This window comes from Kocuria sp. KSNUG (genome assembly GCF_049532735.1).
GTDB lineage: Bacteria > Actinomycetota > Actinomycetes > Actinomycetales > Micrococcaceae > Kocuria > Kocuria rhizophila.
The window spans coordinates 636,013-662,110 of record NZ_CP150981.1; the positions used below are offsets into that span (position 1 = coordinate 636,013).

Consider the following 26,098-nt stretch of genomic DNA (forward strand, 5'->3'; position numbering starts at 1 on the left):
GCGCAGATGTTCACCCCGATCCATCGGGCCCTTGGACTGAAGCCGGGCGACATCACTTGGGACCTCATCGAGTGTGCTGTCGAGCAGAAGGTGGAGGAAGCAGTCGATCTCGACTGGAAGCAGTGCGACTACCTTGATTCCCGAAATCCTCAGTGGCAGGACGAGGTAGCGAAGGACATCGCGGCAATGGCCAATAGCGGGGGTGGATGGATCGTCCTTGGTGTTGCAGAGGATAGGGCGATATCTGCCGCTGCTGAGATCACTCCATCGCCTGGAATGCCGTCGCTGAGCAGAAGATCAGGCAGGTTGCCTACGCTCGTACTGGTCCGCCAGTGACGGGGATACGAGTTCATCCCAGCCGGAGGGGACGGCGGTAATGTCGTCCTGCTGCGCGTGCCCGCCTCACGAGAGGTGCCGCAATTCGCACGGAAGGGGCAGAGCGCCCTCGTCGCTCCCCGCAGGAACGGACCTCACACCGTGTTCCTGAGTGATCGAGAGATCGAGCACGCCTTCCGCTCACGGTTCCACCAGAACGAGGATCGTGAGCGCCACTTGCAGTCGCTTTTCGAGAAGGCCGCCCTTCCTCTTGACTCCACGGAAGGCGTTGCCCTTGTAGCCGCAGCAGTTCCCTTCGGGCCGCTCAGGGATTCCACTCCGATAGATACCCATGCTGGGAGGAACCTCTTCCACCAGACCTTCACGGGGAGCCTCCTCGCCAAGCAGAATGGCTGGTGCTATGGCGATGTTCGCAAGGGACTGCGCCGATGGACCATGCGAGGGACAGAAGCGCCCGAGGTCTACGCGAAGGGGGTGCATGAAGACGGCACCGTGCTTGCGTCCTACCGGATTGCAAACCGAGAGGCAGACGAGACGCGCGCTCAGTACTACCCCGTGGGGCGACCCAACGATTGCATGCCCATGCATGTCGAGCGCGCGCTTGTTGATGCGGTGGCACTTCTCCACGGCAGCGCCCACGCTGGGACGTGTGGGCGGACAGACTTGCGTCGGTGGTTGGCCCTCTCATACGCCTGGACTGTAGCCAGGCGGAGTGACAATTAGCCCGGGGGAGTGTCCCTAGCGCGTGTGCCGGTGATATCTGGTTAAATGGCGTTCATGACCGGGGGAACGAAGACTGACCCAGAGTGCGGGGACGTCTATCGAGTCTCGCCCAAGATGTCGGCCAACGGCGACAAGCATGGCTCGAACGGGCGTCTGTCCGGCGTGGTCGAGATCAGCAAGCGGGCCGTGCACACGCTGACGCGGACCACGCACCCAGGCAAGGGTGCCCGCACCTTGAAATCTGCCAAGAACGACGCCATCGGCCTGACCAAGGACGGCTACTGGACCGACGTGAACCAGCGCCCTGTGCCCCGGTCGGCTTTGGCCGATGAGGCCCTCTGCCGCTACCTTGGAAGGTTGCCCGAAGACGAAGCTGGCGCACTGGGGTCGTTCTGGGCAGCGACGCTCAGGCTTGGACGGAAGAACTTCTGATGTTGATGGATGCTTTGGGTTCCCCGTTGCGGTTGCCCGCAACGGGCGGTGAGCCGCGTCCGGGCGTAGGAGATGCGTGGGTGGTGAGCGCGGACGGTCAGGACCGAGGACTCGTGCTCGTCGCAGCCACCAGGCAGATGCACATCCTTGCATGGCCTCTGACAAACCCCTCAGGCGACGCGGCGGCACCCGCCTTCACGGTCGACATCCCGGGCCTCGGCAGCATGGTCGGCTGGCCCGATGCCGAGTTCGGGCTCTCCATGGCAGCCCTTGATCGGCGGCTGGGCCGTGTCTTGGATGACCGCACGACGCGCGAGATCCGTTGGGCGGTGACTGAGGGCGAGACAGGAGCCGAGGTCTCATGGTGCCCTTCGATCGAGAGCCCTGAGGCCGAGGCCGCGTTCGAGGCGGTGTGCTGGCAGGCATGGGACCTCGGGGACTGGGCTTGGCCAAGCGCCAGACCCGGGGTTGGTGTCTTCAGCCAAGAGTTGCTCGAAGAGCGCGGCCTTGATGTTGAGCACCTCGCGGAGGTCTGGGCCGTCAAGCCGGGGCGTGCCTCAGCACTCGTCCGTGGGGTGAAAGTACCGACGCAGGAGGAGGTCGACACCGTGCTGGGCCTACTGCCTCCGGACCTTGGGCCAGAAGACGTACTCACCCCGGTCGCGGACGACGGTGCCCAAGTGATCGCCCTGCCGACCTACAAGCACGATGTGGTGACCTTGATGGGGCAGATGGGGGGGACGGAGCAGCGGGCTCGAACCTCCCTGTGGGAGCGCTCGCTTCAGGCTGCTCGGCAGGTTACGCACGCTGAGCCTTCCGAAGCCGCCCAGGCGCGCGTACAGTTCGCGCTGAAGCAACTCTTGGAAGAGACACGGTGAGATGTCACTCCCGGACGGGCGTAGCGCCGCCGAGTGGTCCAGCCAGACACTGGTCTCACAGGCAAGCACTCACCTGCGCGAGGTACTGAGCGCCTCGTATCCGCACGTAGCGGCACTCGCCAGCACCGATCCACAAGGTGCGCTCGCGCTCGTGCCCGACGTAGAGGTCCGCTGGACCCACGAGCGCCCGAAGGGCGCTTGCGACTTGGGTGGCGTCTACGACGGCGATAGCGAGCCGCCTACGATCACCCTGCGTCGTCTCGGGAACGAAAAGCGCAACAATTTCACCGCCCTGCACGAGGTAGGGCACCACCTTCTCTACGGCGACGAGGACTGGCAATACCGGGTGCTCCCGACCTTGGGGGACAAGGCGCGGATGGTGGAGGAGAAGATCGTCAACGATTTCGCCGCCACATTGCTTGTCCCCGACGCAGTAGTGCAAGAACACCTCGGTGCAGGCGTGACCGCAGCCGGTCTCTGTCGGATGGTGGCCTTGACGGAAGCGTCCGCGACCACCTGTTGCATCTCTGCCCTCAACCTGCCGGGGGAGCGGCTGGTCATGCTGGCTGATGTCGAGGGACGCATCTGGTACGCCGACTCGAACGGCAAGCCCTACACCCCGGGCAAGCGGATCACGCAGCCTTCCCTCGCGACGGCAGCGGAACGGGCCCTGACAGACGGTCATCACACCCTCGTCGGCGGAGAAGGCATCCGCTACTCGACGGGCTGGGCCGACACGGACGTCCGGATCGACGTCGCACTCCACGAGGGCCTCGTGATCGCCGTCGCGACGTCCACACGCCGCGACCGTCGTAGCCGCCTGAGTTCGGACGGGCGTGTGGAGTGTGCCGCGTGCGGGGAGTGCTTCGCGGCGGACACCTCATCCGGGCAGTGCGCCACCTGTGGGGACTGGAAGTGCCCCGAGTGTCGGGGGTGTGAGTGCTTGAACTCCCAGGCCGTGGTCTGCGAGCGCTGCTTCTTGGCGCTCTCCTTGGTCGAAGTCGGGAGGGGGCTGACGGTCCACGAGGACTGTTGAGCACCTGGGTTGCGCGGGGCATGGACAAAAATGCCCAATCCTTAGGGATCTAGCCCTACCGGACTAGAAGCGTTTTCGCAGGTCAGAGAGGTGTGGAAACTTCACGAGTGGTGTTCGATGGTATGCGGCTGGTTGGCCCTTAGCCCGGTCGAGCCGACTCCTGGAGGCTCCGGCGAGGGCATTTGCCAATCAGCGGCAAAGATTGTCCATCGCACGGCGAATGTACGAATACCGGTTTCCTGGTGAGGACGCATCCGCTCTGACCATGCAGCAGCTTCGCGGGCGGGAGGGTGCGCGGGTCAGACAGCTCTACCAGCGTGAGCCTGCCCGGACCGGTGTCGAATGGGTGAAGCGGGACTACCGCCCCGGTGGCCTCTCGGGATCGGACCCGATCAATCAGGCTCTGAAGCGCCCTGGGTTTTGTTCCGTGGTTATAACGCAACAGGTGCTGCGTCGTGATCGTGAGTGTAGGCCGTTTCCGTCTCGACCGGAGTGGTGTACCCGAGGGCCTCGTGCAACCGGGTCGTGTTCCACCAGTGGACCCAGCCCATCGTGGCCAGTTCCACCGCCTCGGTGGACTCCCAGACCCGTTTCGCGTGGATGAGTTCGGCTTCGTAGGGTCCGTTGACCGTCTCGGCCAAGGCGTTGTCGTAGGAATCCCCGACGGTGCCTACCGAGGCGCTCACGCCGGCGGCGATCAGCGCATCCCAGTAAGCCAGACTGACGTACTGGCTACCCCGGTCGCTGTGGTGTATCAGGCCCTGCCTGCCGCGGCTGGCACCCGGGTTCAGCAGGGCATGTTCCAGAGCGAGTAACGGCAACCCCACGGTGTGCAGCGAGGAGGAGACTGCCCAGCCCAGGACCATCAACGGCAGGGCAACAAAGCCATACCCGGCCGAGCGATCAGACCCCCGACCATCGGAGGCACTCACAAGGTAATGGGGCGAGGTGCTCCCCGCGCCTGCGGCGATGAGCCTTCCGCGTCAGGACGACGGAGAGCGGAGGTGATGTTCTCCCCGCGCCTGCGGGGGTAAGCCCCTCAATAGCTGCTGAACCTGACCGTGAAACTGTGTCCTCGTTCCAGAGGGGTCAACTGCAAGGGACACGCCATTTCCGGTCAGCGTCGAGCGAAACCCCATCAGACTGCCCCAGCAATTGAGTTGTGGACAACAAAAACGCACACAACTATGCTCTGTCAAGACCGCTCACCGCAGCAGCCGATCCCCCAGGCTGCACATCCGGGCGGCCAGGGACCGCTGGCGTGGGCTCTGGGTCACCAGCGTCTGCGCGCGGCCATGGTTGTGGCGGGTCTCGGCACTTGGGGGGTCGAGACTCGCCAGGTTCGCCAGCACGAAGGAGTCGTCATGAATGTTCTGCACACCTCCCGTCGAAATTTGCGCCGCGGCACACGCTCGAAGAACCCCGCCCCGCTCTCCCCCGCCCGCCACATCGTCCGCACGGCCCTCGGCGGCTTCCTGGCCTTCGCCGGCGTCAGTCACCTGACCTTCGCCCGTGACGAGTTCCAGGCCCAGGTCCCGAACTTCGTGCCCCTGGACACGGACGTCACCGTCCTCGCGTCCGGCGTGGTGGAGATTGCGCTGGGCGCCTCCCTGATCGCCGCCCGGTCACGACGCCGCACGGTCGGGCTGGTCGCCGCCGGCTTCTTTGCCGCGGTGTTCCCCGGCAACCTGGCCCAGTGGATCCACCACCGGGACGGCTTCGGACTGGACACGGACACCAAGCGCTTCGTACGCCTGTTCTTCCAGCCCGTCCTCATCGCCGCGGCGCTGTGGTCCACCGGCGCCCTGCGGGGTCGGCGCAAGTAATCGCGCGGGTCACCGGCCGTGGCGCGCCACGACCGGTGGGCTCGGGCGGGCCCGCGGGCCGGGCAGCTGGCAGGCTCCTCGGAGGGTTCCCTCACGCTGCCCTGCCGCCACAGCCCTTACCGCGGCGTCCTGTGCCGCCCCACCAGTGCGGCGCCGAGCACCCCCACGATCACGTCGAGGAGGGTGTCCAGCGGCGGGATGTGGATCTCCGGGGTCACGAACAGGAACCCCAGCAGCTCCATGACCTCCCACACCGTGGCGAGGAACAGCCCGGCCAGCGCGCACAGCAGGTACGGTTCCCGGCGCGCGTCCCGCATCCGGTTCCGCAGCTGCGCGCTGCCTCGAAGCACCCGGTTCCAGAGCATCCACACCAGTGCATGGACCGCGAGGAAGTGGATCAGGATGTCCCACCACCAGATCCGGTTGTAGAGCTGCTGCGCCGCGCTCACCGCCGCCGTGAGCAGGATCAGGGAGCACACCGCCCGCGGCCACGGCGCGCGGAACCACAGGAACGCGATCACCTGCCCCAGCCCAGCCAGCATGAGCACGGCGGTGTCCACCCAGCGGGCGTCCAGGGCGTAGACCAGGGCCACCACGATCGCCGTGAAGCACGTGGCCGACGCCGCCACCGCACCCGCTCGGCGCAACCACCCCGTGCGCCGGGCGAGGGTGCCCCCGGTTTCGGCCGGAACGCCTGTGTCCGCTCGCGCCGAGGACGACGTCGTTTTCGCTCCGTCCTGCTCGCAGCCCGGGTTCGAGCCCCGGCGAGGCGGCACTCCCGAGGGACGGGCGCGCCCGGGCGACCGTGCGGCGTCGTTCTGCCGGGGGTTGTGCGGGGAGGTGGTTCGCGGCGAGGAACGAGGCGTCACGGGCGGGCTCCCCGGTGGGCCAGGCGAGCGCGGATCCGCATCCACGGCCGCTCGGTGCGCCAGTTGGCGCGCAGGGTGGCCGCGGCCATGCGCAGCTGCCGGCGGATCCGCGGCGGTGAGACCACCGCCCGCCACGAGACCACGGCGGCACTGCCCGGGTCCATGACCACCCGCTCGTGGGGCCGCACGCGGAAGCTGAGGTCGAAGTCGTCGTGCACGTGCGCGTCGCGGTGCACCGTGGAGGACACCCGCCGCCACCAGGACCGCGTGAACGCCATGTTGGAGCCCCACAGCGCCCAGTGCCCCAGAGCGGTCCCGGCCACCAGCCGGTAGGCCGTGATGTAGGCCGCGCCCATGACCCGTCCGGCCGCGGGGAACCGTGGGCCGAAGCGCGCGATCCCGGAGACCGCCACCACGTCCGCGCCGTGCGGCCGGGCCAGCGCGCGCGTCAGCGTGGTGGCGTGCCGCTCTACCCACCCCGGAGCGGGCAGGCTGTCCGCGTCGCAGCGCAGGATCAGGTCACCGCGCGCGGCATCGTACCCGGCGGCGGCCGCGTGGGCGACGCCGGGCTCCGGCTCCCGCACGCACCGCACCTCCGGGTACCGCGCCAGCACCTCTGCCAGGTGGTCCGAGGAGGCGTTGTCCACCACCACGATCTCGTCCGGCACGCGGGTCTGCTCCCGCAGGGCCCGCACGCAGCGCTCGAGGTACGCGGCGTCGTTGCGCACGGGGATGACGACGCTGCACGTCATGGCCTGCGCCGCACTCACCCGTTCCACCGGGCCAGTCTGTCACGCCGCCGGGAGACCTCCGGGGGCGGCGCGGGATGGCGTACTGTGGCCCTCACGCGGCCCGGCAGTGCCGCGGGCGCTCCCAGGCTGATCGGACGGCGCCCCACGCTGCACGGCGGTGCGGCGGGGACCGGGGTGGGGCGCTGTCGGCCGAGAGCGGCGTCGCGCGTGCCGTGTGCGTGGGGGCCGGGCGCCCCGGGGCGGACGCGCCCCCGCTGTGTCCCGAACATTCCCGGCACCCCGGCCGTCCGGCCACACGCCGGGCTCAGTTGGCCCGCGGGCTCAGTGCCTCCGCGCCGCAGCTTCCCGATCCAGCAGGCTCCGCTTCACGTCCTCACCCCACGCGAAGCCGCCCAGGGAGCCGTCCGCGCGCAGCACCCGGTGGCACGGCACGAACAGCGCCACGGGATTGCGGGCGCACACCGACGCCGCAGCCCGCACCGCCCGCGGGGAGCCCAGGGCGTCCGCGAACTCCGTGTACGTCAGCGGGTCACCGGGCTTGATCCGCCGCAGCTGCTCCCACCCCGCGAGCTGCCCGTCCGTGCCGTGCAGGTCCACGGGCACGGCCGTGACCGGGTCGTGCTCCCCCTCGTAGTAGGCCCGCACCGCGTCCATCGCCGCCACGGTTCCGGTGCGCACGTCGTCCGGGCGCCACTGCACGCGCACCCGGGCGAGCGCCTCCTCGGGGGACGCGGTCCACCCCGAGGCGATCACCGCCCCGTCCTGTCCGGCCACGGCGGTGAAGGGGCCGTCCGGGGTGTCGATGGTCTCCACGGTGTGGGTCATGGCTGCTCGCTCTCGTCGAAGGTGGCGGGTGGGGTCAGCGGACCCCACAGGTGGGTGGTGGCGTAGCTGCGCCACGGGGCGGCGTCCTGCGCCCACGCGGTCAGCGCCTTCCTGTCCCCGGGCAGGCCGATCCGCTGGGCACCGGCCCGCATGGCGCCGTCGTCCACCAGGAACACGTCCGGGTCCCCGGTGACCCGCATGCGCACGTGGTCCGCGGTCCACGGCCCCACCCCGGGAAGGGCGATCAGGGCGGCACGCTGCTGGGCGGCGTCGTCCCCGGGGGACAGGCTGAGCTCCCCGGAGGCGACGGCGCGTGCGGCCCCGAGCACCGCGCGCACCCTGGCCGCGGGGCCGCGCAGGAAGCGCTCGCCGTGCTCCGCGATCGCCGCCGCCGTGGGGAACATGTGGCTCAGCCCCGGGGCGAAGTCGGGGGCGGGTTCGCCCATTTCCCGTGTGCGGGCGGCGAGCATGGTGCGCGCGGCGGCCAGGGAGATCTGCTGGCCGATCAGGGTGCGGAACAGCGTCTCCTCCGCGTCCACGGAGCCGACGACGCGCAGCCCCGGCCGGGCCGCGACGAGCGGTCGCAAGGCGGGTAGTCGGGAGAGCGCTGCGTCCACAGCGAGGGGGTCGGCATCCAGGTCGAAGAGCCTCCGGACCCGGGCGATCAGGGCGGGCAGATCCGCGAGGTCCGTGAGCCGGGCGCGCAACCGCAGCTCGTCCGCCCCCTGCCGGTAGACCCGCAGCCACGCGGGGCCGCCCGGCAGCCGCAGGGTCCGGGAGTACGAGGTGGCCGTCCCGATCTCCATGCCCTCGACGGCATGCACCGCAAACCACACGAACAGACTGTGCAGGTCCAGGGGCGCGCGGTAGCTCAGGGCGAGGTCCACCTCGCCGACGTCGCTCGCGGCGTCGGAGCGCGCGTCCCTCGTGGGCACGGCGGGGCACCGCTCGGCGGTGGCGGGGTCATCGGTGGGCACGGGCACCAGACTCGCACTGTGCGGAGCCGGGCGCCAGTGGACCGCGGACGCGTGGTCCGGGGCGTCAGTTGAGCAGCGCGATCCCCAGGTTCAGGGCCGCGGCGAACGTGACCCACCCGAGGTACGGGACCATGAGCCCCGAGGCCAGGCGGCTGACCTTCCAGAACGCGGCCACGCACCACACCACGGCCACCCACAGGGCGGCGATGTCCACGAACGCGAGCCAGTACATCTCCGCGCCGAAGAACAGCGGGGTCCACAGGGCGTTGAGCACCAGCTGGACGCCCCACAGGTAGAGGGGGAAGGAGAAGCCGCGGGCGCGGAACGCCAGCCAACCGGCCACGGTGATGAGCGTGTAGAACACGGCCCAGGCGGGCCCGGACAGCCACGCGGGCGGGGCGAAGAACGGCAGCTCCAGGTTCCCGTAGACCTCCTGGGCGTTGGAGGAAGCCAGTCCGCCGAGGGCGGCGACCGCCGCGACGAGCAGGACGAAGGGGATCAGGGAGAGCCACGAGCGGCCTCCGCGGGTCGGGGTGCTGACAGTTCGGGCGGCGGCGGGCGTGCTCATGGGAGTGTCCTTGTCCATGTCGGTCGTGCGGCAATGGGCATGTCCAGTGTCCCACAGCCCGTGATGACGCGTCAACAATTAGAAGGTCGAGGAAATCGCTCGCACGGTCGGAGCGCCGTGCCTCAGCTTTCTGCGCCCAGCAGCTCCTCGTGCACCAGACCGGTCACCCGTGCGGTCATCTCCTCGTCGGAGATGCTCGCCGTGCCGTCCCCGGCCTGCGGGCTGTAGTCCCCGAAGCTCGCGTGGCTGGCCCCCGGCACCTGCACCATGGTGGCGCTCGCTGGCAGCATGTCCCGCGCCCCGGAGATCTTCTCCGGCGTGGACAGTCCATCCTGTTCGCCGCCGATGCTGAGCACCGGCAGCTGCGTCCCCGAGAGGTCCGTGGCGCAGTAGGAGCCGAGCAGCAGCAGCCCCTCGGACTCCGGGGCCACCTGGCACGCCCGCACCCCGCCCATCGAGTGACCGCTCACGAACCACTCCTCGACCTCCGGCGCGTGGTCGGTGAACGTGCTCGGATCACGCCGGTCGAACAGGGCCAGGTGCAGCCACGGGTCCGCGATCACCACGGTCATCCCGTCCTCGACCACCAGCCCGGACAGCCGCGCCGCATAGGCCTCCGGCTCCACCTTGGCCCCGGGGTAGAACACCATCCCGCGCTCCGGGCCGGTGTGGTGCGCGGGGCGCAGCACCACGGCGTCGTCCTCCTGCGCCACGCTGATTGCGGGATCGTCCAGCACGCCCTGCCACGGCCCGGGCTCGGCCGCCATCACACCCGTTCCGCTCCAGATCAGCAGGCCCACCACGGCCAGCGCGAGCAGCCCGGCCAGCACGCTCGCCGTGATCGCGAGCCACCGTGAGATCCGGCGACGCCGCCGCGCGGCTCCCTGCCCCGACGCTCCGTTCACGGCTTGACCCGCTCCCACTCGGCAACCTCCCCGGGAACCACCGCGAACAGCGGGTGGGCGGGGGCGGCGTCGGGATCCGTGCCGTCCAGGGCGGTGCGGGCCCACTGCGGGTCCCGGGCGAGGACCTTCTGCAGCAGGAACTCGAACTCGTAGCGCAGCTGGCCCGTGGTGACCGTGATGGACCGGGACTCGGTGTCCCGGGGGCGCGCCACGCGGGAGCGGTCGAAGCTGTAGCCGCGGTGGTCCGCCTCGTCCGCGACGCCGTGCAGGTAGGCCGCCACGAAGCCCACCGGATCACTCGTGGCGCGGAAGCGCTGCAGCTGCGGGTGGCGGGTGTAGCCCGTGGTCTGCCCCAGGAGCACCTTCTGGGCCAGCAGACCCTCCCGCCAGTCCGCCACGAGGGCGCGTCGATCCAGCAGGGAGGGGTGAAGTGTCCACAGGCGCATGCAACCATTCAACCGTGCAACGCCCCGGAACCTCCAAGCCGGCTCCGAGCCCGCACCCGTAGGATGGGCCCCACCCCTGACGACCACGTGCGGAGAACACCTTCATGTCCTTGCCTGCCATCCTGGCCGCCACCGCCGAGAGCGGTTCCCAACTCACCGGCGTTGCGGCGTGGGTGGTGGACGTGATGAACGCGATCGGTGCCCCCGGCGCCGGCTTCCTGGTGGCGCTGGAGAACCTCTTCCCGCCCCTGCCGTCCGAGGTGATCCTCCCGCTGGCCGGTTTCACCGCGAGCCAGGGCGGATTCAGCGTGGCGAGCGCCATCTTCTGGACCACCCTGGGTTCGATCGTGGGCGCCATCGCGCTGTACTGGATCGGCATCGCGCTGGGGCGCCGCCGGCTGCGGATCGTGGTGGACAAGATGCCCCTGGTGGACCTCTACGACCTGGACCGCACCGAGGCGTGGTTCGAGCGCCACGGCCGCAAGGCGGTGTTCTTCGGGCGGATGATCCCCATCTTCCGGTCACTGATCTCCATCCCGGCGGGCATCGAGCGCATGCCGTTCGGACTCTTCGTGCTGCTCAGCGGTCTGGGGTCCTTGATCTGGAACACCGTCTTCGTGCTGGCCGGGTTCTACCTGGGCGAGAACTGGCACATCGCGGAGCAGTACGCGAGCGTGTTCTCGCGCATCGTGGTGGTCGTCGTCCTCGTACTGGTGATCTGGTGGGTGCTCAAGCGCATCCGCCGCAACCGGCAGGCGCGTTCCGGCTCCTGACCCGTACCGGCGCGAATCGGCAGGTGAGCCGGCCTACGGCGTCGTGGTCGGGGCGGTGTGCCCCGGTCCGTCACCGAACTCCCGCACCCCCGCCTGACCAGTAGCATTGCGAGCGTGGCGCGCCCCCGCAAATTCGATGAGACCACCCGCCGAGCCCTGATCCGGGACGCCGCCGAGCAGATCCTGTCCGGTGGCGTGGAGTCCGTGTCCCTCCGGCCGCTGGCGGCCAAGCACGGATGCTCCACCACCGCCATCTACACCATGTTCGGCAGCCGTGACGCGCTGATCGCCGAGGTGCGCCGTGAGGCCCTCGCCGACTACCTGCGGGCGCAGGAGGGAGCACTCACCACCGGGCGGCCCCTCGAGGACCTGTGCGCCCTGGCGCGGGAGAGCCGCCGCTGGGTGCTCGCGAAGCCCGAGCTGTACAAGGTGATCCTGGGCCGCGGCCGCCCCTGGCTGGGCACACCCATGGTGGGGGACGCGGAGCGCGTCGAGTTCGCGGAGGCCTCCACGCGCCTGATGTACCGGCTGATCCGCGCAGGGATCGACGAGGGCACCCTCCACCCGGTCCCGGTCACCCACATCGGGGCGTCCGTGCGGGCGGGAATCCACGGCTGGATCGCCATCGAGATGCACCATCCCGGCGTGGCGGACGGGGAGGACGCCGACGCCGCCTACGACCGCCACATCCACGCCCTGCTGCGCGCGTGGTGCGTGGACACGCCCCTGGCCCACTCCTGCCGCACCGCCGAAAGGACCCCATGAGCGCGAAGACCCTGCCCGTGCCACCGCTGGACGAGACGCTGTCCCGGTTCCTCACGGCGGCCGAGCCGCTGGTGGACCGGGAGACCCTGGAGTGTGCCCAACGGGAGGTCGAGCGCTTCGCATCCCAGGAGGGCCCGCGGCTGCAGACCGCCCTGGAGGAGTTCGCCCGCGCGGAGGACGCCGAGGGGCGCAGCTGGCTCTCGCGGGAGTGGCTGGACGGCTACCTCACAGTCCGCACCCCGTTGCCGCTGACCACCAGCGTGGGCTTCCAGATCGCGGGGGACTACGGTGCACCCGGTGTGGGGCGGGCCGCGGAGCTCGTGTACCGCGCGGCCGCGGTGCACCTGCGGCAGGTGCGCGGGGAGACTCCCCAGCAGGTGGACCCGCGCGGCAACCCCCTGAGCATGGAGCAGTGGGAGTGCCTGGCCGGGGGAGTCCGCCATCCCCTCCCGGAACGGGACGAGATCCGCAGACCGGGCCGCGCGGCGTCGTCGTCCGGCGGCGCGGTGGAGGTCCCGGAGATCGGTGTGATCCACCGCGGGCGGCTGTACGCGCTGCCGATTGCCACTGAGGGCTGTCAGCCGGTGCCGCTGCGGACCGTGGCGCAGGGGCTGCGGGGAGTGCTCGAACGGGACGAGCCGCGCGAGACCGAGCTGCCGTTCGGGGCGCTGTCCTACCTGGGCAGCGGGACGGCGGCGCCGTTGCTGGAGCGGCTGACCGCGGACGCGCACAACGCGGAGGTCTACGAGCGCATCACGCGCATGCTGTTCGTGGTCAACCTGGTGGAGGCGCGCGCGGAGGTCGTGGAGCACCTGGAGCGCTCGGCGTTCGAGGTGGGGCACGCGTGGGCGTACAAGCCCATCACGTACGAGGTGTGCCTGGAGGACGAGTGGCTCGCGATGCTCGTGGAGCACAGCACCGTGGACGGCGCCACGATCCTGGCGGTCGCCGGGGAGCTGCAGGACGTCGCGGTCCCGGACGAGGCGCACCTGCCGGACGCACCGTCACCGGAGGCCCTCACGTGGGACATCGCCCCGGGGCTGCGGGAGGATCTCGTGGCGGCGGTCGCCAGCTACCGCAGCGAGGCCGCGCTGCTGGGCGTGCACCGCGTAATGGTGCCGCGCCCGCACCGCGCGGAGCTGCCGTTCCGGATCAGCGACGACGCCGCCCAGCAGCTCATCATGCTGCTCGCCCAGCACGCCACGTACGGGCGGGTGCGCGGGGTCTACGAGGCCGTGGACATGCGGGAATACCAGGCCGGGCGCACCGAGTGCCTGCGCCCCGTCACCCCCGAGGCCGCCGCGTTCGTCCGGGCCCTGCACGAGGGCACCGCCACCGAGGACCTCTTCCGCGCGGCGCTGGACGCCCACCGCGGCTGGGTCAAGGCGTGCAAGAGCGCCCACGGGGTGGACCGGCACCTGCTGGGGCTTGCCATGATGGCCGAGCGCACCGGTGAGACCTCCGCGTTCTTCGAGTCCCCGGCGCTCGCGGCGGTGCGCCGCGACTTCCTCTCGACCACGTCCATCGGCGGGCCGGACCGGATCGTGCGCTACGCGTTCGCCCCCACCACACCCGAGGGCTTCGGCGTCACCTACACCACGTGCGCGGACAGCTACGAGTTCTGCGTGAACTACCGCAGGGACACCAGCGAGGACCTGGAGGGCTTCGCGCACCACCTCACGGAGGCGGCGCAGACGCTGTGGGGGTTCGTGGGGTCGCTGCGGGGCTAGTTGCCGGTGTCCGGCTCCCGGCCCTGCATGTCCGTCATGGCGCCGATCCCGCCGTCTGCGGGCTGTGGCTGGGTGCGGTCGTCCGTGAGGTACTCCTGCTCCTGCTCTGGAGTCATCCCCACGGTCCGCTCCTTGGCGGTCTGGCCCCCGTCCGCGGTGTGTCTGCCCGCCACGGCTCAGTCCTCCCGCTCGGCGAGGATGTCGTCCAGGGTCTCCCGGACGGCCTGGCGGGCGGCCACGCGAGAACTCGCCGCGCGCTGCTGCTCGTGGTTGTCCGCGTCCTCGACGCGCTGCTTCTCCTCGTCCTCACGCTCCTTGGCCTTGTCGCGGGCGGTCTGCAGGGCTTCCCAGATGCTGTTTTCACTCATGGTGCCAGTCGACCACTCGGGGCGCGGCGCCACAACCGTCTCGAGCCCACCGGATGAAGTGACACATGCGGCGCCGTTCGTCCCCGACGACTGGCGGCACCACAGGGCGCCGGTGCCGGGCACGACGCCGCCTGGCCGAGCCACGCAGGGCGCACACGGGCGGGAGCTGTCGCGGACGGCCCGAGCGGCGTCGTGCGCGGCGGTGCGTGGACCATTTGACGCTCTGCGAGCTGGGTCACATAGTTGCTGGGAAGACCCCGCGACCCCGCGGGCCGGTCTTCCCTCCCCGATCCAGAGGTGCCCATGTCCCACACGCACGGTGGTCCCGCGGACCACACGCAGGGCGGTCAGACCGCCCGGAAGCACGACCCCCGCAAGGCCCGCCGCGCGCTGATCGGCGCGTACGTGGGCACCTCCCTCGAGTGGTACGACTTCTTCCTGTTCGGCACCACCTCCTCCATCGTGTTCGCGCCGCTGTTCTTCGGCGGGGACGATCCCGCCCTCGCGGTGATCCAGTCCTTCCTGCTGTTCGGGGTGGGCTTCATCGCACGGCCCATCGGAGCGCTGCTCGCGGGGCACTTCGGGGACCGGCTGGGCCGACGCACCATCCTCACGATCACGATCGTGGCCATGGGTGTCTCCTCCACCCTGATCGGGGTGCTGCCCACGTTCGAGACCGCCGGCATCGTGGCGCCCATCCTGCTGGCCATCCTGCGGTGCGTGCAGGGCATGGCCGCGGGCGGCGAGTGGGGCGGTGCCACCCTGATGGCCGTGGAGAACGCACCCGAGGGCAAGCGCGGGTTCTACGGATCGGTGGTGCAGCTGGGTTCTCCCACCGGCACCATCCTGTCCTCGATGATCGTGGCCGCCGTGGTGGCCGTCTCCGGGGAGTCGTTCCTGGAGGGCGCCTGGCGCATCCCGTACCTCATCTCCATCCTGCTGGTGGTCGTGGGCGTGTGGATCCGGCTGCGTGTGGACGAGACCGACGACTACAAGGACGCCCAGGCCGCCCGCGCGGCGGCTCCCCAGGAGAAGGAGGGGCTGCCCGCCGTCGAGATCCTGCGGACCGTGCCCGGCCGACTGATCCTGGGCGTGGGCACGTACCTCTTCGGCAACGCCGGGTTCTTCGTACTCACCACGTTCATGATCAGCTACGTGACGGGCGAGCTGGGGTTGCCCTCGCCCGTGATCCTCACGGCCATCACGTGGGGTGCGGTGGCCCAGCTGGTCACCATGACCGTCGCGGGCAAGCTGGCCGACCGGACCTCTCCATCCATCGTCGTGGTCCTGGGCTACGCACTGGCCACGGTGCTCGCGTTCCCCATCTTCTGGCTCGTGGACACGCGCGACGTCGTGTGGATCACCGCCGCGATGATCCTGGGCATCGGCTTCGCCTCCATCCCGTACGCCCCGGTGGGCACGATGCTCACCCAGCTGTTCCCGGTCACGGTCCGCTACTCCGCGATCGCCATGTGCGCCAACTTCGCGGGCGTGATCGCCGGGTTCATGCCCGCGCTGGCCGCGTGGATCCTCGGGGTCACGGGCGGCGGCTCCACGGGCCCGGCCCTGCTGCTGATGGTGCTGGGTGTCATCTCCCTGGCGTCCTCGATCGGAGCCCGCCGGCTCATCCGCCGGGACGAGGAGCAGAGCGTGGACCAGATCTCCGGAGACCTGCTGAACCGGTGACCCCGGTGGAAACGAGGAATCAGACATGACAGAACAGCACGCCCGCAGCCTCACCGTGCTCAACGCCGTGGTGCACCGACCCGCGGGGCAGTACCGTCCCGAGCCGCAGTCGGTGGTGGTCCAGGACGGTGTCATCACCTTCGTGGGGGACTCGGACGAGGCACGACGCCGCACGGCACCGGATGCGCCGGTGGTGGACGCGGGCGGGCGGTACCTCATGCCGGGGCTCATCGAGACGCACGGGCACCCGGGGCTGTACGCGCGGCTGGCGCTGAACGCGGACTGCCGGCCGTCCGCCACACCGCGAGCGGGCGACGTCGTCACGGCGATCCGTGAGGCGGCCCAGGATACCGAGGCGGGGGAGTGGGTGATCGGCTGGGGCTACGACGAGCACCGGATGGACGGCGGCGGGCCCACCCGCGCGGACCTGGACGAGGCCGCCCCGGAGCACCCGGTGTACCTCAAGCGCACGTGCGCTCACATGGCGCTCGTGAACACCGCGGCGCTGGAGCGCATGGGCATCACGCGGGACACCCCGGACCCCTCCGGCGGGTGCATCGTGCGGGACGAGAACGGGGAGCCCACCGGGCTGCTCCAGGAGACCGCAATGTCGCTCGCGGACCTGCCGGTGAGCGGGGCGGAGGAGCTGCTGGACGGCATGCGCGTGGCCCAGCAGGACTTCGCGGCATGGGGGCTCACCACGGTGCACGACATGAGCACCGGGCCCCTGGAGATGGGCACCTACCTGCGTCTGAAGGACGACGGCGAGCTCACCACACGGTTCCGGCCGTGGTACTTCGCGCTGAAGCTCGGTGACTTCCACGGAAGCTACGACGAGGTGATCGGCACCGGGATCCGCAGCGGGTTGGGGGACGACCTGGTGCGGATCCAGGGCATGAAGTTCATCCTGGACGGCTCCGTGGGTGGCCGGACCGCCGCAGTGGAGGAGCCGTTCGAGGGCACCGACTCCCGCGGCATCCTTTACTACGACACCCCGGACATCGCCCCCATGGCCGCCCAGGCGCTGCGCAACGGGCTGCGGCTGGCCATCCACGGGATCGGGGAGCGCGCCGTGGAGCAGGCCCTGGACCTCATCGAGGGAGCGGGGCATGAGGTTGCCGCCGAGACCGCGGACCCCGAGGCGGCCTACGAGAAGGCGGTCACGCGGCGTCGCCACCGGGTGGAGCACTGCGCGCTGCCCACGGAGGAGGACCTGCGCCGACTGGTGGAGGGCCGGATCGTCGCGGCGTCCTCCACGGCGTTCCTCCACGAGCTCGGGGACTCCTACTTCACGAACCTCGGGCCGGAGCGGATGGAGCGGACGTACCCCATGCGCACGTTCCTGGACCGCGGGATCACGGCACCGAGCAATTCGGACTTCCCTGTGACCACGGCCAACCCGTGGTTCGGCATCTACGCGTGCGTGACCCGCACGTCCGTGTCCGGGCAGGTCACGGACACCGCCCAGAACATCACGGTGGCCGAGGCCCTGGACGCGTACACCGTGGAAGCGGCCAAGGCCTCGTTCGAGGAGCACAGGGTGGGCTGTATTGCGGAGGGCTTCCTGGGAGACTTGGTGCTGTTGGACCGTCATCCCTTCGAGGTGGACGTCCAGGAGCTCAAGGACGTCACCGCGGAGCTGACCGTGTGCGACGGGAGGATCGTGCACCGCACGGACTCCGTCTGAACCACCCCACTGTTCGCCGATGTGCTGATCGAAGGAGATCGTGATGTCCGAGAATCCCGCCATGCCCCAGATGCTCAACGCCGAGTGGGTGGAGAAGGCCACCCCAGAGCGCTTCGCCGGCCAGACCGTGGTGGTGACCGGAGCGGCATCGGGCATCGGCCGTGCCGTGGCCATGCGCGTGGTGGCCGAGGGTGGCCGCGTGGTCGCCGTTGACCTCGCGGAGGATGGCCTGACGAGCCTCGCGCAGGAGCTCGGGGAGAACCTGGTGCCCGTCACGGCGAACCTCACCGAGGAGGACGCCGCCCAGAAGGTCGTGGCCGCATGCGACGGCCGGATCGACGCCCTGGTGAACAACGCCGGGATCATGGACAACTTCGCCCCGGTGCACGAGGTCACGGACGCCACGTGGCAGCGCGTGTTCGCGGTGAACGTCGAGGCCATGATGCGCCTGACCCGCGCGGTGGTCCCGCTCATGCTCGAGGCCGGCCGCGGCAGCGTGGTCAACCTGACCTCCGAGGCGGGGCTGCGCGGTTCCGCCGCGGGTATCGCCTACACCGCGTCCAAGCACGCCGTGGTCGGCATGACCCGCAGCTCGGCGTTCATGTACGCCACCTCCGGTCTGCGCTTCAACGCGGTGGCCCCCGGTGGCGTGGCAACGGGCATCAAGATCCCCAGCGACGCCTCCCAGTTCGGCGGCGCCCGCCTGGCCACCGTCCAGGCCAACATGCCGGGGGTGGCCAGCGCGGCGCACCTGGCCTCCTCCATCTGCTTCCTGGCCAGCGACGACGGCGTGAACGTCAACGGCGTGGTCCTGCCCTCGGACGGCGGCTGGTCCGCGGTCTGATCTCCGCTCCGGCCCCTGCCGGGGGCCCCACGGGCGGGACCTGCGGGGGACGACGCCGCTCGGCCGGCTTCGGCGCGACCGGGCGGGGCGGTCGCACGGCCCCGGGCCTCTCCCGCGTCCGTCCCGGACGACGATCCCCGCGGCACCCCGTACGGGTGCCGCGGGGCCGTCGTCGTTCAGGGGCTTGGCGTCAGGCCTGCACCTGCGTCTTCGGGGCCGGCGGGGTGGTGCCCTGGCCGGTGAAGTAGGCCACCACACGGCCGTCGGCCTCCAGCACGACGTCGCAGATCTGGTTCCTCCCGAAGCTCACCCGGCGCGTGGCCGTGGCCGTCACGGTCTGGCCGGTGTGCGCGGGGGCCGTGAACGTGATCTCGGCGTTGCGCGTGACGATCGGCGCGCCTGCGGTGGCGCAGCAGTACGCGAGCGTGGTGTCCGCGAGGGTGAACAGGTATCCGCCGTGGCAGATGCCGTGTCCGTTGGCCATGAAGTCCGAGACGGTCATGGACATGCTGACCTTGCCCTGCTCGATCTCGCCCAGGTCGATGCCCAGGTGCAGCGGGGCCGGATCGTTGCGGAGGATCTCGTGGAGCAGCTCGCGGATGGCGTTCATGTCGGTGGGATCGGCGTACATGGTGGTCCTCCGGACGTCGGGGCCGCAGCGGTGCAGGCCCGGGGAGCCGCGCCCGTGAGCGGGCGGCGGCGCGGTACGACAACACTCTAGGGGCACTGCACAGCCCCCGTTGCAACACCGGGGCGGGTGGGTGTCCGGCGCGTACCATGCGGGAAACGACCGCGGCGGTTCCCACGGAACGGGAGAGGGGCGCAGATGCGAGATTCCACCGAGCCGGCACAGCCGGTGGGCCACGCACGGCCGGACCGGCCGGGGTCCGCGTCCGATCAGCGCCGGGACCTCACCATGGCCCAGTGGCGCGAGCTCATCAACGCGTCCTTCGCAGCCCTGGAGATCACCGCTCCGGTGGAGGGCGAGTTCCGTGCGGACCTCACCACGGTGGAGCTGGACGACGTCCACCTCTTCGACATGACCACCAACGCCCACCGCGTGGTCCGCACCGCAGAGATGGTGGAGCGGGACGCCGGCGAGTACCTCAAGCTGAGTCTCCAGCTGGAGGGTGAGGCCCAGCTGCGCCAGGACGGGCGGGAGTGCGTGCTGAGTCCCGGAAGTCTGGGGCTCTACGTGGCCTACCGCCCGTACGAGCTGGTCTTCGACGGCCCCCAGCGCAGCATGATCATGACCTTCCCGCGCTCGGTGGTGCAGCTGATCCCCGCCCAGCTGGACCTGGTGACCGCCCAGCGCATCGGGCAGGAGGACGGCCTGGGCCGGGTGGCGGTGCCCATGTTCCGCAACCTGGCCGAGAACATGGACCTGCTGCGCGGCCCCCACGCCATCAAGCTCGTGCGCTCCGCGCTGGACATGCTGGTCAGCGTGCTCTCCGCGGAGGTCGTGGAACCGGCCGCCGAGCAGGCCGGGGACCTGCTGGTGCAGCAGGCCACGGCGTACATCGCAGACCATCTTGCGGACCCGGAGCTCTCTCCGGGGTCCGTGGCCCGCGCGCTGTACGTGTCCGTGCGGCAGCTGCACAGCCGTTTCGCCGCCCAGGGCCTCACGGTCGCCTCCCACATCCGGGCCGCCCGGCTGGCCGCGGTGCGCGCGGCGCTCGCCGATCCCGTGCACCGCGGGGAGGCCGTCCACACACTCAGCGCGCGCTGCGGCCTGACGGACCCGGCGCACGTGAGCAAGATCTTCAAGGCCGAGTTCGGGGAGACGCCTTCCGCGTACCGACGCCGCGTGCTCGCCGCCTCCTGAGCCCCGGTTCACGACGCCGCCCGCTCGCCGAGAGCACCGCCCGGGGACGCAGCGCGGGCGGAGAGCACGCGGTCATGGAGCGCGGCACCGCCGTGCACTGCGCAACGACTCAAGGGGACGGGGTCCTCAACGGGCGCACGGCACACCCCGGGCGTGCCCCGCGAACCCGGCCGAGCGGCGTCGTGCGCCGGCGTCACTGCCGCTCGGGGACCACCGGGATCTCCTGGGACTCGGGGATCTGGTCCACGTTGTCCATGGCGGCGTAGACCTCGGGGCGGGTTCGGCGCAGGATCTCGCCCCACACCAGGCCCACCACGCCGGAGCCGATGATGATTCCGGGCATCACAACCACGAGCGGGGAGAAGCCCTCGGCGCCGATCAGCAGGTCGAAGTTGGAGAGCACCAGCACGGCCACCGCCACGAGTGCGACGGCGGAGATGGCCGGTGCGACGATCCGCGTCCAGACCCCGTGGCCGTGGTGGTCGCGGGCGAACCAGGCCAGGACGGCCACGGAGGTCACGGCAAGCAGGAACACCAGCCCGAACGCGGCGGCGTTCGTGAGCCACGTGAACAGCGTGAGCACGGGGAACAGCTCGCCGAGCTCGGAGCCTGCGCCCGCAATTGCGAACACCACGATGACCGCCAGCCCCACCACCGACTGCGCCACGGAGCCCGCCACCGGGGCGCCCGTGCGCGGGGACACCCCTCCCAGCCGGCGGGGGAGCACGCCCGTGCGGCCCAGCGCGAAGAAGTAGCGGGCGGCGCCGTTGTGGAACGCCACGAGGGCGGCGAGCAGCGAGGTGATGAAGAGGACGTTGGCGACCGTCGCGAGGGCCGGGCTGCGCTCGGCGAGCCACACGAACACGAGGTCCGGGCCGAACTCCTGGGCGGCGGCCACGATCTGCGAGGGGCCCACCCCCACGGCCAGGGCCCACGCGGAGACCGCGTAGAAGACGGCGATGACGCCCACCGCGATGTAGGTGGCGCGGGCGACCGTGCGGCGCGGGTTCCTGGTCTCCTCCGAGTAGATGGCGCCGGACTCGAAGCCCATGAACGCCGCGAAGCCGAAGGACAGCAGGACGCCCACGCCGCCGGCGAAGAAGCTGGAGGGCTGCAGCGGCTCTGTGGAGATCCCCTCGGGGGCGCTCACCAGGGCCAGCACGGACACCACGGTGACCACCACGAACTCCAGGGCCACCAGGACACCGAGCACCTTGGCGGAGAGGTCCACGCTGTTCACGCCCAGGGCGGCCACGACCACCCAGCCCAGCAGGGCGGCCGCCCACCACGGGATGCTCACACCCAGGACCGTGGACAGCAGCGTGGCCAGGGAGAAGCCGAACAGCCCGTAGAGCCCCACCTGCATCATGTTGTACGAGACCAGCGCCAGGATGGCCGCGGCCACGCCCTGCCGGTTGCCGAGCCCTTCGGTGATGTAGGCGTAGAACGCGCCCGCGTTCTGGATGTGGCCGCTCATGGCGCCGTATCCCACCGCGAAGAGCATGATGATCACGCCGAGCGCCAGGTAGCTCACGGGCACGCCCAGGATCCCGGAGACCGCGAACGTGGTGGGCACCCCGCCGGCGAGCACGGTGAGCGGTGCGGACGCGGCGATGATCATGAACACCAGCGCGGTGGTGGACAGGTGGCGTCTCGCCAGGGTGGTGGGTCGGGACACGGTGGCCTCCAGGGGTGGGCGGATCGTTTCCCTCATTGTGTTGTGCGTCACAGTCGCCCGTGTTGTCGCTCAGTGTGCGGCAGTTGTCCTGGACTGCCGGACACCGTTCCCCCGCCGCACCATGACGTGATCCACGGCACAATGGCACCAGTCGGCCACGCTCACCCGCGCGGCCCGTCCACCGCCACGAGGAGTCACTGTGAACACCTGCCAAGACCTGCTCTCGGCCATCACCGATCCGTCCGGCCGCGAGATCCTGGACCCCGCCACCGGTGAGGTGGTCGGCACCGTCCACGAGTCCACCACCGCCGAGCTCGACGACGCCGTGGCCGCAGCCCGCGCGGCCCAGCCGGACTGGGCGGGGCTGGGTCACGCCAAGCGCTCCGAGTACCTGCACAAAGCGGCGGACGCCGTCGAGGCGAACGCCGAGGCGCTCGCCGAACTGCTGTCCTGCGAGCAGGGCAAGCCCGTGAAGAACGGTCCGAACGCGGCGTTCGAGGTGGGCGGCTGCGTGGGGTGGCTGCGCGCCAGCGCGGACTTCCCGCTGGAGCCCGAGGTGCTCGTGGACGACGAGTCCGGGTACGCGGAGATGCAGTACGTGCCGCTCGGCGTCGTGGGTGCCATCGGGCCGTGGAACTGGCCCATGATGATCACCGTGTGGCAGGTCGCGGCCTCGCTGCGCATGGGCAACACCGTGGTGGTCAAGCCCTCCGAGTACACGCCGCTGTCCGTGCTGGGCCTGGTGCACGTGCTCAACCAGGCGCTGCCCGCTGACGTCCTGCGCGTGGTTCCCGGCGGCGGGGAGGTGGGCAAGGCGCTGTCCACCCACGAGGACGTGGACAAGATCATGTTCACCGGCTCCACCAAGACCGGCCAGGCGATCATGCGCTCCGCGGCGGACGGCCTAGCCCGCCTGACCCTGGAGCTGGGAGGCAACGACGCCGGCGTCGTGCTCCCGGACGTGGACGCCCAGGCCGTTGCCGGGGACCTTTTCTGGGGCGCGTTCATCAACACCGGGCAGACGTGCGCGGCGCTCAAGCGGCTGTACGTGCACGAGGACGTCTACGAGGACGTGTGCGAGGCGCTCGTGGCCGTGGCCCGCCAGATGCCCATGGGCAACGGCCGCGAGGAGCAGAACGTGCTGGGCCCGCTGCAGAACAAGCAGCAGTACGACATCGTGGCCGGGCTCGTGGAGGACGCCAAGAGCGGCGGCGGTCGCGTGCTCCTGGGCGGGGACCCGGTGGCCGATCAGCCCGGGTACTTCTACCCCACCACGATCATCGCGGACCTGCCCAACGACAACCCGCTGGTGACCCAGGAGCAGTTCGGTCCGGCGCTGCCCATCGTCAAGTACTCGGACGTGGACGAGGCCGTGGCCATGGCCAACGGGCTGGACGTGGGGCTCGGGGCGTCCGTGTGGAGCTCCAGCACGGAGAACGCCATGGCCGTGGCCCAGCGCCTCGAGGCCGGCACAGTGTGGATCAACAAGCACGGCGCGGTGGACCCGCGCATCCCCTTCGGCGGCATCAAGAAGTCCGGCTTCGGCCTGGAGTTCGGCGTGGAGGGCCTCAAGTCCGTGGCGGCGAGCAAGGTGATCTCCCGCTGAGACCCGCGCGTGCGGGGGCCCCGGACAGGGCGGGGCACCCGCACGGTCACGGCGGATCCCCGCCCGGCGTTCCAGCAGCTGCCGCACGCCAGAACGGCGCCGCCCGCTCGCGGGGCGCGCCGGCGTGGTCGTGGGTGGGGTCGAGCCGCATCCGCCGACCTACCCACGTCCGCCCGGGCTCTCCGCGCCAGGATCGAGAAAGGTTGCCATGAAGACATCGTCACGACCCACCGCCGTGCTCGCCGCGGGTGTCGCCCTCGCCGCCGCGGGGCTGCTCACCGGGTGCGGTGAGCAGGGACAGGAGAACGGCGCCGCGGCGTCGTCGTCCGAGGCCTCGGTGGCCCCTGCCGCGGCTGACTCCCGGCTTGGTGAGGTGCTGCGGGACCACAAGATCCAGGTGTGCACCACCGGGGACTACAGGCCGTACACGTACAAGGACCCGAAGAGCGGTGAGTGGTCCGGCATCGACGTGGACATGGCCCGGAATCTGGGGGAGTCGCTCGGCGCGGACGTGGAGTTCGTGCAGACCTCGTGGGCGAACGTCGTCTCGGACATGGACCAGCACTGCGACATCGCGGTGGGTGGCATCTCGTACACCACGGATCGGGCCCAGAAGGTCACGTTCACGGAGCCGACTTCCCCGGACGGCAAGACACCGGTGGTGCGGTGCGGCGAGGAGGAGAAGTACGACACCGTGGGGGAAATCAACAAGCCAGGCGTAAGGGTCATCACGCCCGTGGGCGGTACCAACGAGAAGTTCGCCACCAAGAACTTCCCAAAGGCCGAGGTGACCAAGTACGAGGACAACAACACGATCTTCGACCAGATCATCCAGGGCACAGCAGACGTGATGGTCACGGACGCCTCCGAGACCCGATGGGTGGCGCACACACACCCCGAACTGTGCTCGGTGCACCCGGACAAGCCCTTCGACCACTTCGACAAGGGCTACCTCCTGCCGCAGGGGGATGCCGTGTGGGAGGAGTACGTGGACAACTGGCTGGACATCGCCTCGCAGGACGGCACCAAGGCCGCGGCGGAGAAGAAGTGGTACGGGTGAGTGCCGCGGAGTGCGCAAGACCAGGGGAATGACCGGGTGGGCAGGTGACCCGATGGGGGATCGACGGGGCCGGGTGCGGACCGCTCGCAGGAGCGGGGGCACCCGGCCCCAGGTGTGTCCGGGCGCTGTGGAACCGGGGGGCAGCTCTCGTGGGGGCCCACTCCTGAGGCGATGATGTCAGGTGGTGAACTTTCCGCAGGAATGGTCAGCGCGGCAAGGGTGTTGTCCCTCATGACCAGGCAGTAACCGCAGTTTCGACGGAGGGACCCGCATGCCCACCCTGTTCGACCCCATCACCGTAGGAGCCTTCGAGCTCTCCAACCGTGTGGCCATGGCGCCGCTCACCCGGATGCGCTCCGACGAGGACGGCGTGCCCAAGGACATGAACGTGGAGTACTACGCGCAGCGGGCGTCCGCGGGGCTGGTGGTCACCGAGGGCACGTTCCCCGCTCTGACGAGCCGGGGGTTCTGGGGTCAGGCCGGGATCGAGACCACCGAGCAGGCCCTCGGGTGGTCCCGCGTCGCTGAGGGGGTCCACGACAAGGGCGGCGTGGTGTTCATGCAAGTCATGAACGCGGGCCGCGTCTCGCACCCCGAGCTCACGGGAGGCGCCACGCCGGAGGCTCCGAGCGCCGTCGGGATCGACCAGCAGACCCACGTGCCCAGCGGCAAGCAGCCCATCCCCGTGCCGCGCGCGCTGGCGACCGACGAGCTGCCGCGGATCCGGCAGGAGTTCGTCTCCGCCGCGCGCCGTGCGGTGGATGCGGGGATCGACGGCGTGGAGATCCATGGCGCGAACGGGTACATCCTCCACGAGTTCCTGGCCCCCTCTTCCAACCACCGCACGGACGAGTACGGAGGGTCGCCCGAGAACCGGGCGCGCTTCGTGGTGGAGGTGGTGCGCGCCGTCGCCCAGGAGATCGGCGCCGACCGGGTGGGTCTGCGGATCTCCCCCGAGCACAACGTCCAGGGCGCCATCGAGGACGACCACGAGGACGTCCGCGCCACCTACGCCGCGCTGCTCGCCGGCCTGAGCGACCTGGGGCTGGCGTACCTCTCCGTGCTGCACAAGGACATCGACGGCGAGTTCGTGCAGGAGCTGCGCGGCCAGTTCGACGGGGTGTTCTACCTCAACAGCGGGTTCAGCGAGTACACCGAGTTCGAGGAGTCGGAGCACATCATGGCCGCGGACCTCGCCGACGGCGTCATGGTGGGGCGTGAACTGATCGCCAACCCGGACCTGGTGGAGCGCTGGCGCGACGGTCTGGAGCTGAACACCCCGGACCCCAAGACCTTCTACGTGGGCGGCCCGAAGGGGTACGTGGACTACCCGGTCGCCACGGTGAACGCGTAGGGGCAGGGCCCGCGGGGCGCCAGCCGCCCACCTCGGAAGACAACGTGCAGATTTTGCCGTCTACTCGGTGGTAGACGCCAAAATCTTCACTTAATCCTCGGGCGGGGGACTGCACTAACGGAGTTACTGCAGATTTTCGTTGCTCAGGC

The 26,098-nt window shown here is 70.3% G+C and carries 27 protein-coding genes and 1 pseudogene; 15 read left to right on the forward strand and 13 right to left on the reverse strand.

What is annotated here, in order from left to right:
- Positions 1-6: 6 nt before the first annotated feature.
- The gene (locus AABM36_RS02765) at positions 7-336 is read left to right on the forward strand and encodes a helix-turn-helix domain-containing protein (protein ID WP_271073716.1); all 330 of its coding nucleotides are present in this window, start codon (positions 7-9) and stop codon (positions 334-336) included.
- A gap of 180 nt (positions 337-516) precedes the next feature.
- Here AABM36_RS02765 and AABM36_RS02770 read toward each other — a convergent pair whose 3' ends face one another.
- Positions 517-975 (reverse strand): hypothetical protein, encoded by a 459-nt coding sequence (locus AABM36_RS02770; protein ID WP_271073715.1) that lies wholly within the window; start codon positions 973-975, stop codon positions 517-519.
- Positions 976-1,104: 129 nt separating this feature from the next.
- Between AABM36_RS02770 and AABM36_RS02775 the strand changes: the two genes are divergently transcribed.
- The 3 genes from AABM36_RS02775 (at position 1,105) to AABM36_RS02785 (ending at position 3,405) form a co-directional block, all read left to right on the forward strand.
- Positions 1,105-1,491 carry a hypothetical protein gene (locus AABM36_RS02775; protein WP_271073714.1) on the forward strand — a complete coding sequence of 129 codons (387 nt, stop codon included), beginning with the start codon at positions 1,105-1,107 and terminating at the stop codon, positions 1,489-1,491.
- Between the two features lie 113 nt (positions 1,492-1,604).
- A complete protein-coding gene (locus tag AABM36_RS02780; RefSeq protein ID WP_271073713.1) occupies positions 1,605-2,369 on the forward strand; it encodes a hypothetical protein in 765 nt (254 codons plus the stop codon).
- A 1-nt stretch (position 2,370) separates the two neighbouring features.
- On the forward strand, positions 2,371-3,405 hold the full coding sequence (locus AABM36_RS02785) for an ImmA/IrrE family metallo-endopeptidase (RefSeq protein ID WP_271073712.1): 1,035 nt from the start codon (positions 2,371-2,373) through the stop codon (positions 3,403-3,405).
- A 431-nt stretch (positions 3,406-3,836) separates the two neighbouring features.
- On the opposite strand, the pseudogene AABM36_RS02790 reads toward AABM36_RS02785, so the two are convergent.
- Positions 3,837-4,268, reverse strand: a pseudogene (locus AABM36_RS02790) (integrase core domain-containing protein); the annotation flags it as partial.
- Between the two features lie 501 nt (positions 4,269-4,769).
- Between AABM36_RS02790 and AABM36_RS02795 the strand changes: the two are divergent.
- The gene (locus AABM36_RS02795) at positions 4,770-5,231 is read left to right on the forward strand and encodes a DoxX family protein (RefSeq protein ID WP_271074074.1); all 462 of its coding nucleotides are present in this window, start codon (positions 4,770-4,772) and stop codon (positions 5,229-5,231) included.
- 116 nt (positions 5,232-5,347) lie between these two features.
- Here AABM36_RS02795 and AABM36_RS02800 read toward each other — a convergent pair whose 3' ends face one another.
- The 7 genes from AABM36_RS02800 to AABM36_RS02830 all read right to left on the reverse strand — a co-directional run bounded on the left by AABM36_RS02800 (position 5,348) and on the right by AABM36_RS02830 (position 10,573).
- Positions 5,348-5,860, reverse strand: coding sequence for a hypothetical protein (locus AABM36_RS02800; RefSeq protein WP_423447257.1), 513 nt, complete (start codon positions 5,858-5,860; stop codon positions 5,348-5,350).
- Between the two features lie 236 nt (positions 5,861-6,096).
- Positions 6,097-6,879 (reverse strand): glycosyltransferase family A protein, encoded by a 783-nt coding sequence (locus AABM36_RS02805; protein WP_423447259.1) that lies wholly within the window; start codon positions 6,877-6,879, stop codon positions 6,097-6,099.
- 294 nt (positions 6,880-7,173) lie between these two features.
- The gene (locus AABM36_RS02810; RefSeq protein WP_423447261.1) at positions 7,174-7,677 is read right to left on the reverse strand and encodes a methylated-DNA--[protein]-cysteine S-methyltransferase; all 504 of its coding nucleotides are present in this window, start codon (positions 7,675-7,677) and stop codon (positions 7,174-7,176) included.
- Positions 7,674-8,654, reverse strand: coding sequence for a DNA-3-methyladenine glycosylase family protein (locus AABM36_RS02815; protein ID WP_423447263.1), 981 nt, complete (start codon positions 8,652-8,654; stop codon positions 7,674-7,676). The genes AABM36_RS02810 and AABM36_RS02815 overlap by 4 nt, the downstream gene beginning before the upstream one ends.
- Before the next feature lie 64 nt (positions 8,655-8,718).
- Positions 8,719-9,222 (reverse strand): TspO/MBR family protein, encoded by a 504-nt coding sequence (locus AABM36_RS02820; protein ID WP_423447265.1) that lies wholly within the window; start codon positions 9,220-9,222, stop codon positions 8,719-8,721.
- A 122-nt stretch (positions 9,223-9,344) separates the two neighbouring features.
- The gene (locus tag AABM36_RS02825) at positions 9,345-10,127 is read right to left on the reverse strand and encodes an alpha/beta hydrolase (protein WP_423447267.1); all 783 of its coding nucleotides are present in this window, start codon (positions 10,125-10,127) and stop codon (positions 9,345-9,347) included.
- On the reverse strand, positions 10,124-10,573 hold the full coding sequence (locus AABM36_RS02830) for a pyrimidine dimer DNA glycosylase/endonuclease V (RefSeq protein ID WP_423447269.1): 450 nt from the start codon (positions 10,571-10,573) through the stop codon (positions 10,124-10,126). Before AABM36_RS02830 ends, AABM36_RS02825 begins: the two co-directional genes overlap by 4 nt.
- 104 nt (positions 10,574-10,677) lie before the next feature.
- On the opposite strand from AABM36_RS02830, the gene AABM36_RS02835 reads away from it, so the two are divergent.
- The 3 genes from AABM36_RS02835 to AABM36_RS02845 all read left to right on the forward strand — a co-directional run bounded on the left by AABM36_RS02835 (position 10,678) and on the right by AABM36_RS02845 (position 13,841).
- Positions 10,678-11,346, forward strand: coding sequence for a DedA family protein (locus AABM36_RS02835; protein WP_423447271.1), 669 nt, complete (start codon positions 10,678-10,680; stop codon positions 11,344-11,346).
- Positions 11,347-11,460: 114 nt separating this feature from the next.
- Positions 11,461-12,111, forward strand: a complete 651-nt coding sequence (locus AABM36_RS02840) for a TetR/AcrR family transcriptional regulator (protein WP_423447273.1) — start codon at positions 11,461-11,463, stop codon at positions 12,109-12,111.
- Positions 12,108-13,841 carry a choline/carnitine O-acyltransferase gene (locus tag AABM36_RS02845; RefSeq protein ID WP_423447274.1) on the forward strand — a complete coding sequence of 578 codons (1,734 nt, stop codon included), beginning with the start codon at positions 12,108-12,110 and terminating at the stop codon, positions 13,839-13,841. The genes AABM36_RS02840 and AABM36_RS02845 overlap by 4 nt, the downstream gene beginning before the upstream one ends.
- Here the strand turns inward: AABM36_RS02845 and AABM36_RS02850 are convergent.
- Together AABM36_RS02850 and AABM36_RS02855 are read right to left on the reverse strand one after the other, a co-directional pair.
- Positions 13,838-14,014, reverse strand: coding sequence for a hypothetical protein (locus tag AABM36_RS02850; RefSeq protein WP_423447276.1), 177 nt, complete (start codon positions 14,012-14,014; stop codon positions 13,838-13,840). The two genes, AABM36_RS02845 and AABM36_RS02850, sit on opposite strands and share 4 nt — an antisense overlap.
- Positions 14,015-14,017: 3 nt before the next feature.
- Positions 14,018-14,209: a hypothetical protein gene (locus tag AABM36_RS02855; protein WP_423447278.1), complete on the reverse strand. Its 192-nt coding sequence runs from the start codon at positions 14,207-14,209 to the stop codon at positions 14,018-14,020.
- 303 nt (positions 14,210-14,512) lie between these two features.
- Here AABM36_RS02855 and AABM36_RS02860 point away from each other — a divergent pair, with 303 nt between their 5' ends.
- From AABM36_RS02860 to AABM36_RS02870, 3 genes are read left to right on the forward strand one after another with little or no spacing between them, the layout of a single operon-like run.
- The gene (locus AABM36_RS02860) at positions 14,513-15,895 is read left to right on the forward strand and encodes an MFS transporter (protein ID WP_423447280.1); all 1,383 of its coding nucleotides are present in this window, start codon (positions 14,513-14,515) and stop codon (positions 15,893-15,895) included.
- A gap of 25 nt (positions 15,896-15,920) precedes the next feature.
- Positions 15,921-17,582 carry an amidohydrolase gene (locus tag AABM36_RS02865; protein WP_423447282.1) on the forward strand — a complete coding sequence of 554 codons (1,662 nt, stop codon included), beginning with the start codon at positions 15,921-15,923 and terminating at the stop codon, positions 17,580-17,582.
- A 43-nt stretch (positions 17,583-17,625) separates the two neighbouring features.
- Positions 17,626-18,426, forward strand: coding sequence for an SDR family NAD(P)-dependent oxidoreductase (locus AABM36_RS02870; RefSeq protein ID WP_423447284.1), 801 nt, complete (start codon positions 17,626-17,628; stop codon positions 18,424-18,426).
- 190 nt (positions 18,427-18,616) lie between these two features.
- On the opposite strand, the gene AABM36_RS02875 is transcribed toward AABM36_RS02870, so the two are convergent.
- Positions 18,617-19,057, reverse strand: a complete 441-nt coding sequence (locus tag AABM36_RS02875) for a PaaI family thioesterase (protein ID WP_423447285.1) — start codon at positions 19,055-19,057, stop codon at positions 18,617-18,619.
- 195 nt (positions 19,058-19,252) lie between these two features.
- Between AABM36_RS02875 and AABM36_RS02880 the strand changes: the two genes are divergently transcribed.
- Complete coding sequence (locus AABM36_RS02880; RefSeq protein WP_423447287.1) at positions 19,253-20,251, forward strand: helix-turn-helix domain-containing protein; 999 nt, start codon at positions 19,253-19,255, stop codon at positions 20,249-20,251.
- Between the two features lie 193 nt (positions 20,252-20,444).
- Here the strand turns inward: AABM36_RS02880 and AABM36_RS02885 are convergent, their stop codons facing one another.
- Positions 20,445-21,965 carry an APC family permease gene (locus AABM36_RS02885; protein WP_423447289.1) on the reverse strand — a complete coding sequence of 507 codons (1,521 nt, stop codon included), beginning with the start codon at positions 21,963-21,965 and terminating at the stop codon, positions 20,445-20,447.
- A 163-nt stretch (positions 21,966-22,128) separates the two neighbouring features.
- Between AABM36_RS02885 and AABM36_RS02890 the strand changes: the two genes are divergently transcribed.
- The 3 genes from AABM36_RS02890 (at position 22,129) to AABM36_RS02900 (ending at position 25,949) form a co-directional block, all read left to right on the forward strand.
- Positions 22,129-23,535: an aldehyde dehydrogenase family protein gene (locus AABM36_RS02890; RefSeq protein WP_423447291.1), complete on the forward strand. Its 1,407-nt coding sequence runs from the start codon at positions 22,129-22,131 to the stop codon at positions 23,533-23,535.
- 208 nt (positions 23,536-23,743) lie between these two features.
- Positions 23,744-24,595: a transporter substrate-binding domain-containing protein gene (locus tag AABM36_RS02895; RefSeq protein WP_121241626.1), complete on the forward strand. Its 852-nt coding sequence runs from the start codon at positions 23,744-23,746 to the stop codon at positions 24,593-24,595.
- Positions 24,596-24,866: 271 nt separating this feature from the next.
- Complete coding sequence (locus AABM36_RS02900) at positions 24,867-25,949, forward strand: alkene reductase (RefSeq protein WP_121241628.1); 1,083 nt, start codon at positions 24,867-24,869, stop codon at positions 25,947-25,949.
- Positions 25,950-26,098: the final 149 nt, after the last annotated feature.

Bases quoted from the DNA above. Each gene is read 5' to 3' on its own strand.
- AABM36_RS02820 (WP_423447265.1), bottom strand. From the start codon at position 9,222: ATGAGCACGCCCGCCGCCGCCCGAACTGTCAGCACCCCGACCCGCGGA.
- AABM36_RS02845 (WP_423447274.1), top strand. From the start codon at position 12,108: ATGAGCGCGAAGACCCTGCCCGTGCCACCGCTGGACGAGACGCTGTCC.
- AABM36_RS02775 (WP_271073714.1), top strand. From the start codon at position 1,105: ATGGCGTTCATGACCGGGGGAACGAAGACTGACCCAGAGTGCGGGGAC.
- AABM36_RS02795 (WP_271074074.1), top strand. From the start codon at position 4,770: ATGAATGTTCTGCACACCTCCCGTCGAAATTTGCGCCGCGGCACACGC.
- AABM36_RS02870 (WP_423447284.1), top strand. From the start codon at position 17,626: ATGTCCGAGAATCCCGCCATGCCCCAGATGCTCAACGCCGAGTGGGTG.
- AABM36_RS02810 (WP_423447261.1), bottom strand. From the start codon at position 7,677: ATGACCCACACCGTGGAGACCATCGACACCCCGGACGGCCCCTTCACC.
- AABM36_RS02785 (WP_271073712.1), top strand. From the start codon at position 2,371: ATGTCACTCCCGGACGGGCGTAGCGCCGCCGAGTGGTCCAGCCAGACA.
- AABM36_RS02885 (WP_423447289.1), bottom strand. From the start codon at position 21,965: ATGAGGGAAACGATCCGCCCACCCCTGGAGGCCACCGTGTCCCGACCC.
- AABM36_RS02900 (WP_121241628.1), top strand. From the start codon at position 24,867: ATGCCCACCCTGTTCGACCCCATCACCGTAGGAGCCTTCGAGCTCTCC.
- AABM36_RS02875 (WP_423447285.1), bottom strand. From the start codon at position 19,057: ATGTACGCCGATCCCACCGACATGAACGCCATCCGCGAGCTGCTCCAC.
- AABM36_RS02895 (WP_121241626.1), top strand. From the start codon at position 23,744: ATGAAGACATCGTCACGACCCACCGCCGTGCTCGCCGCGGGTGTCGCC.
- AABM36_RS02860 (WP_423447280.1), top strand. From the start codon at position 14,513: ATGTCCCACACGCACGGTGGTCCCGCGGACCACACGCAGGGCGGTCAG.
- AABM36_RS02855 (WP_423447278.1), bottom strand. From the start codon at position 14,209: ATGAGTGAAAACAGCATCTGGGAAGCCCTGCAGACCGCCCGCGACAAG.
- AABM36_RS02880 (WP_423447287.1), top strand. From the start codon at position 19,253: ATGCGAGATTCCACCGAGCCGGCACAGCCGGTGGGCCACGCACGGCCG.
- AABM36_RS02765 (WP_271073716.1), top strand. From the start codon at position 7: ATGTTCACCCCGATCCATCGGGCCCTTGGACTGAAGCCGGGCGACATC.
- AABM36_RS02865 (WP_423447282.1), top strand. From the start codon at position 15,921: ATGACAGAACAGCACGCCCGCAGCCTCACCGTGCTCAACGCCGTGGTG.
- AABM36_RS02830 (WP_423447269.1), bottom strand. From the start codon at position 10,573: ATGCGCCTGTGGACACTTCACCCCTCCCTGCTGGATCGACGCGCCCTC.
- AABM36_RS02835 (WP_423447271.1), top strand. From the start codon at position 10,678: ATGTCCTTGCCTGCCATCCTGGCCGCCACCGCCGAGAGCGGTTCCCAA.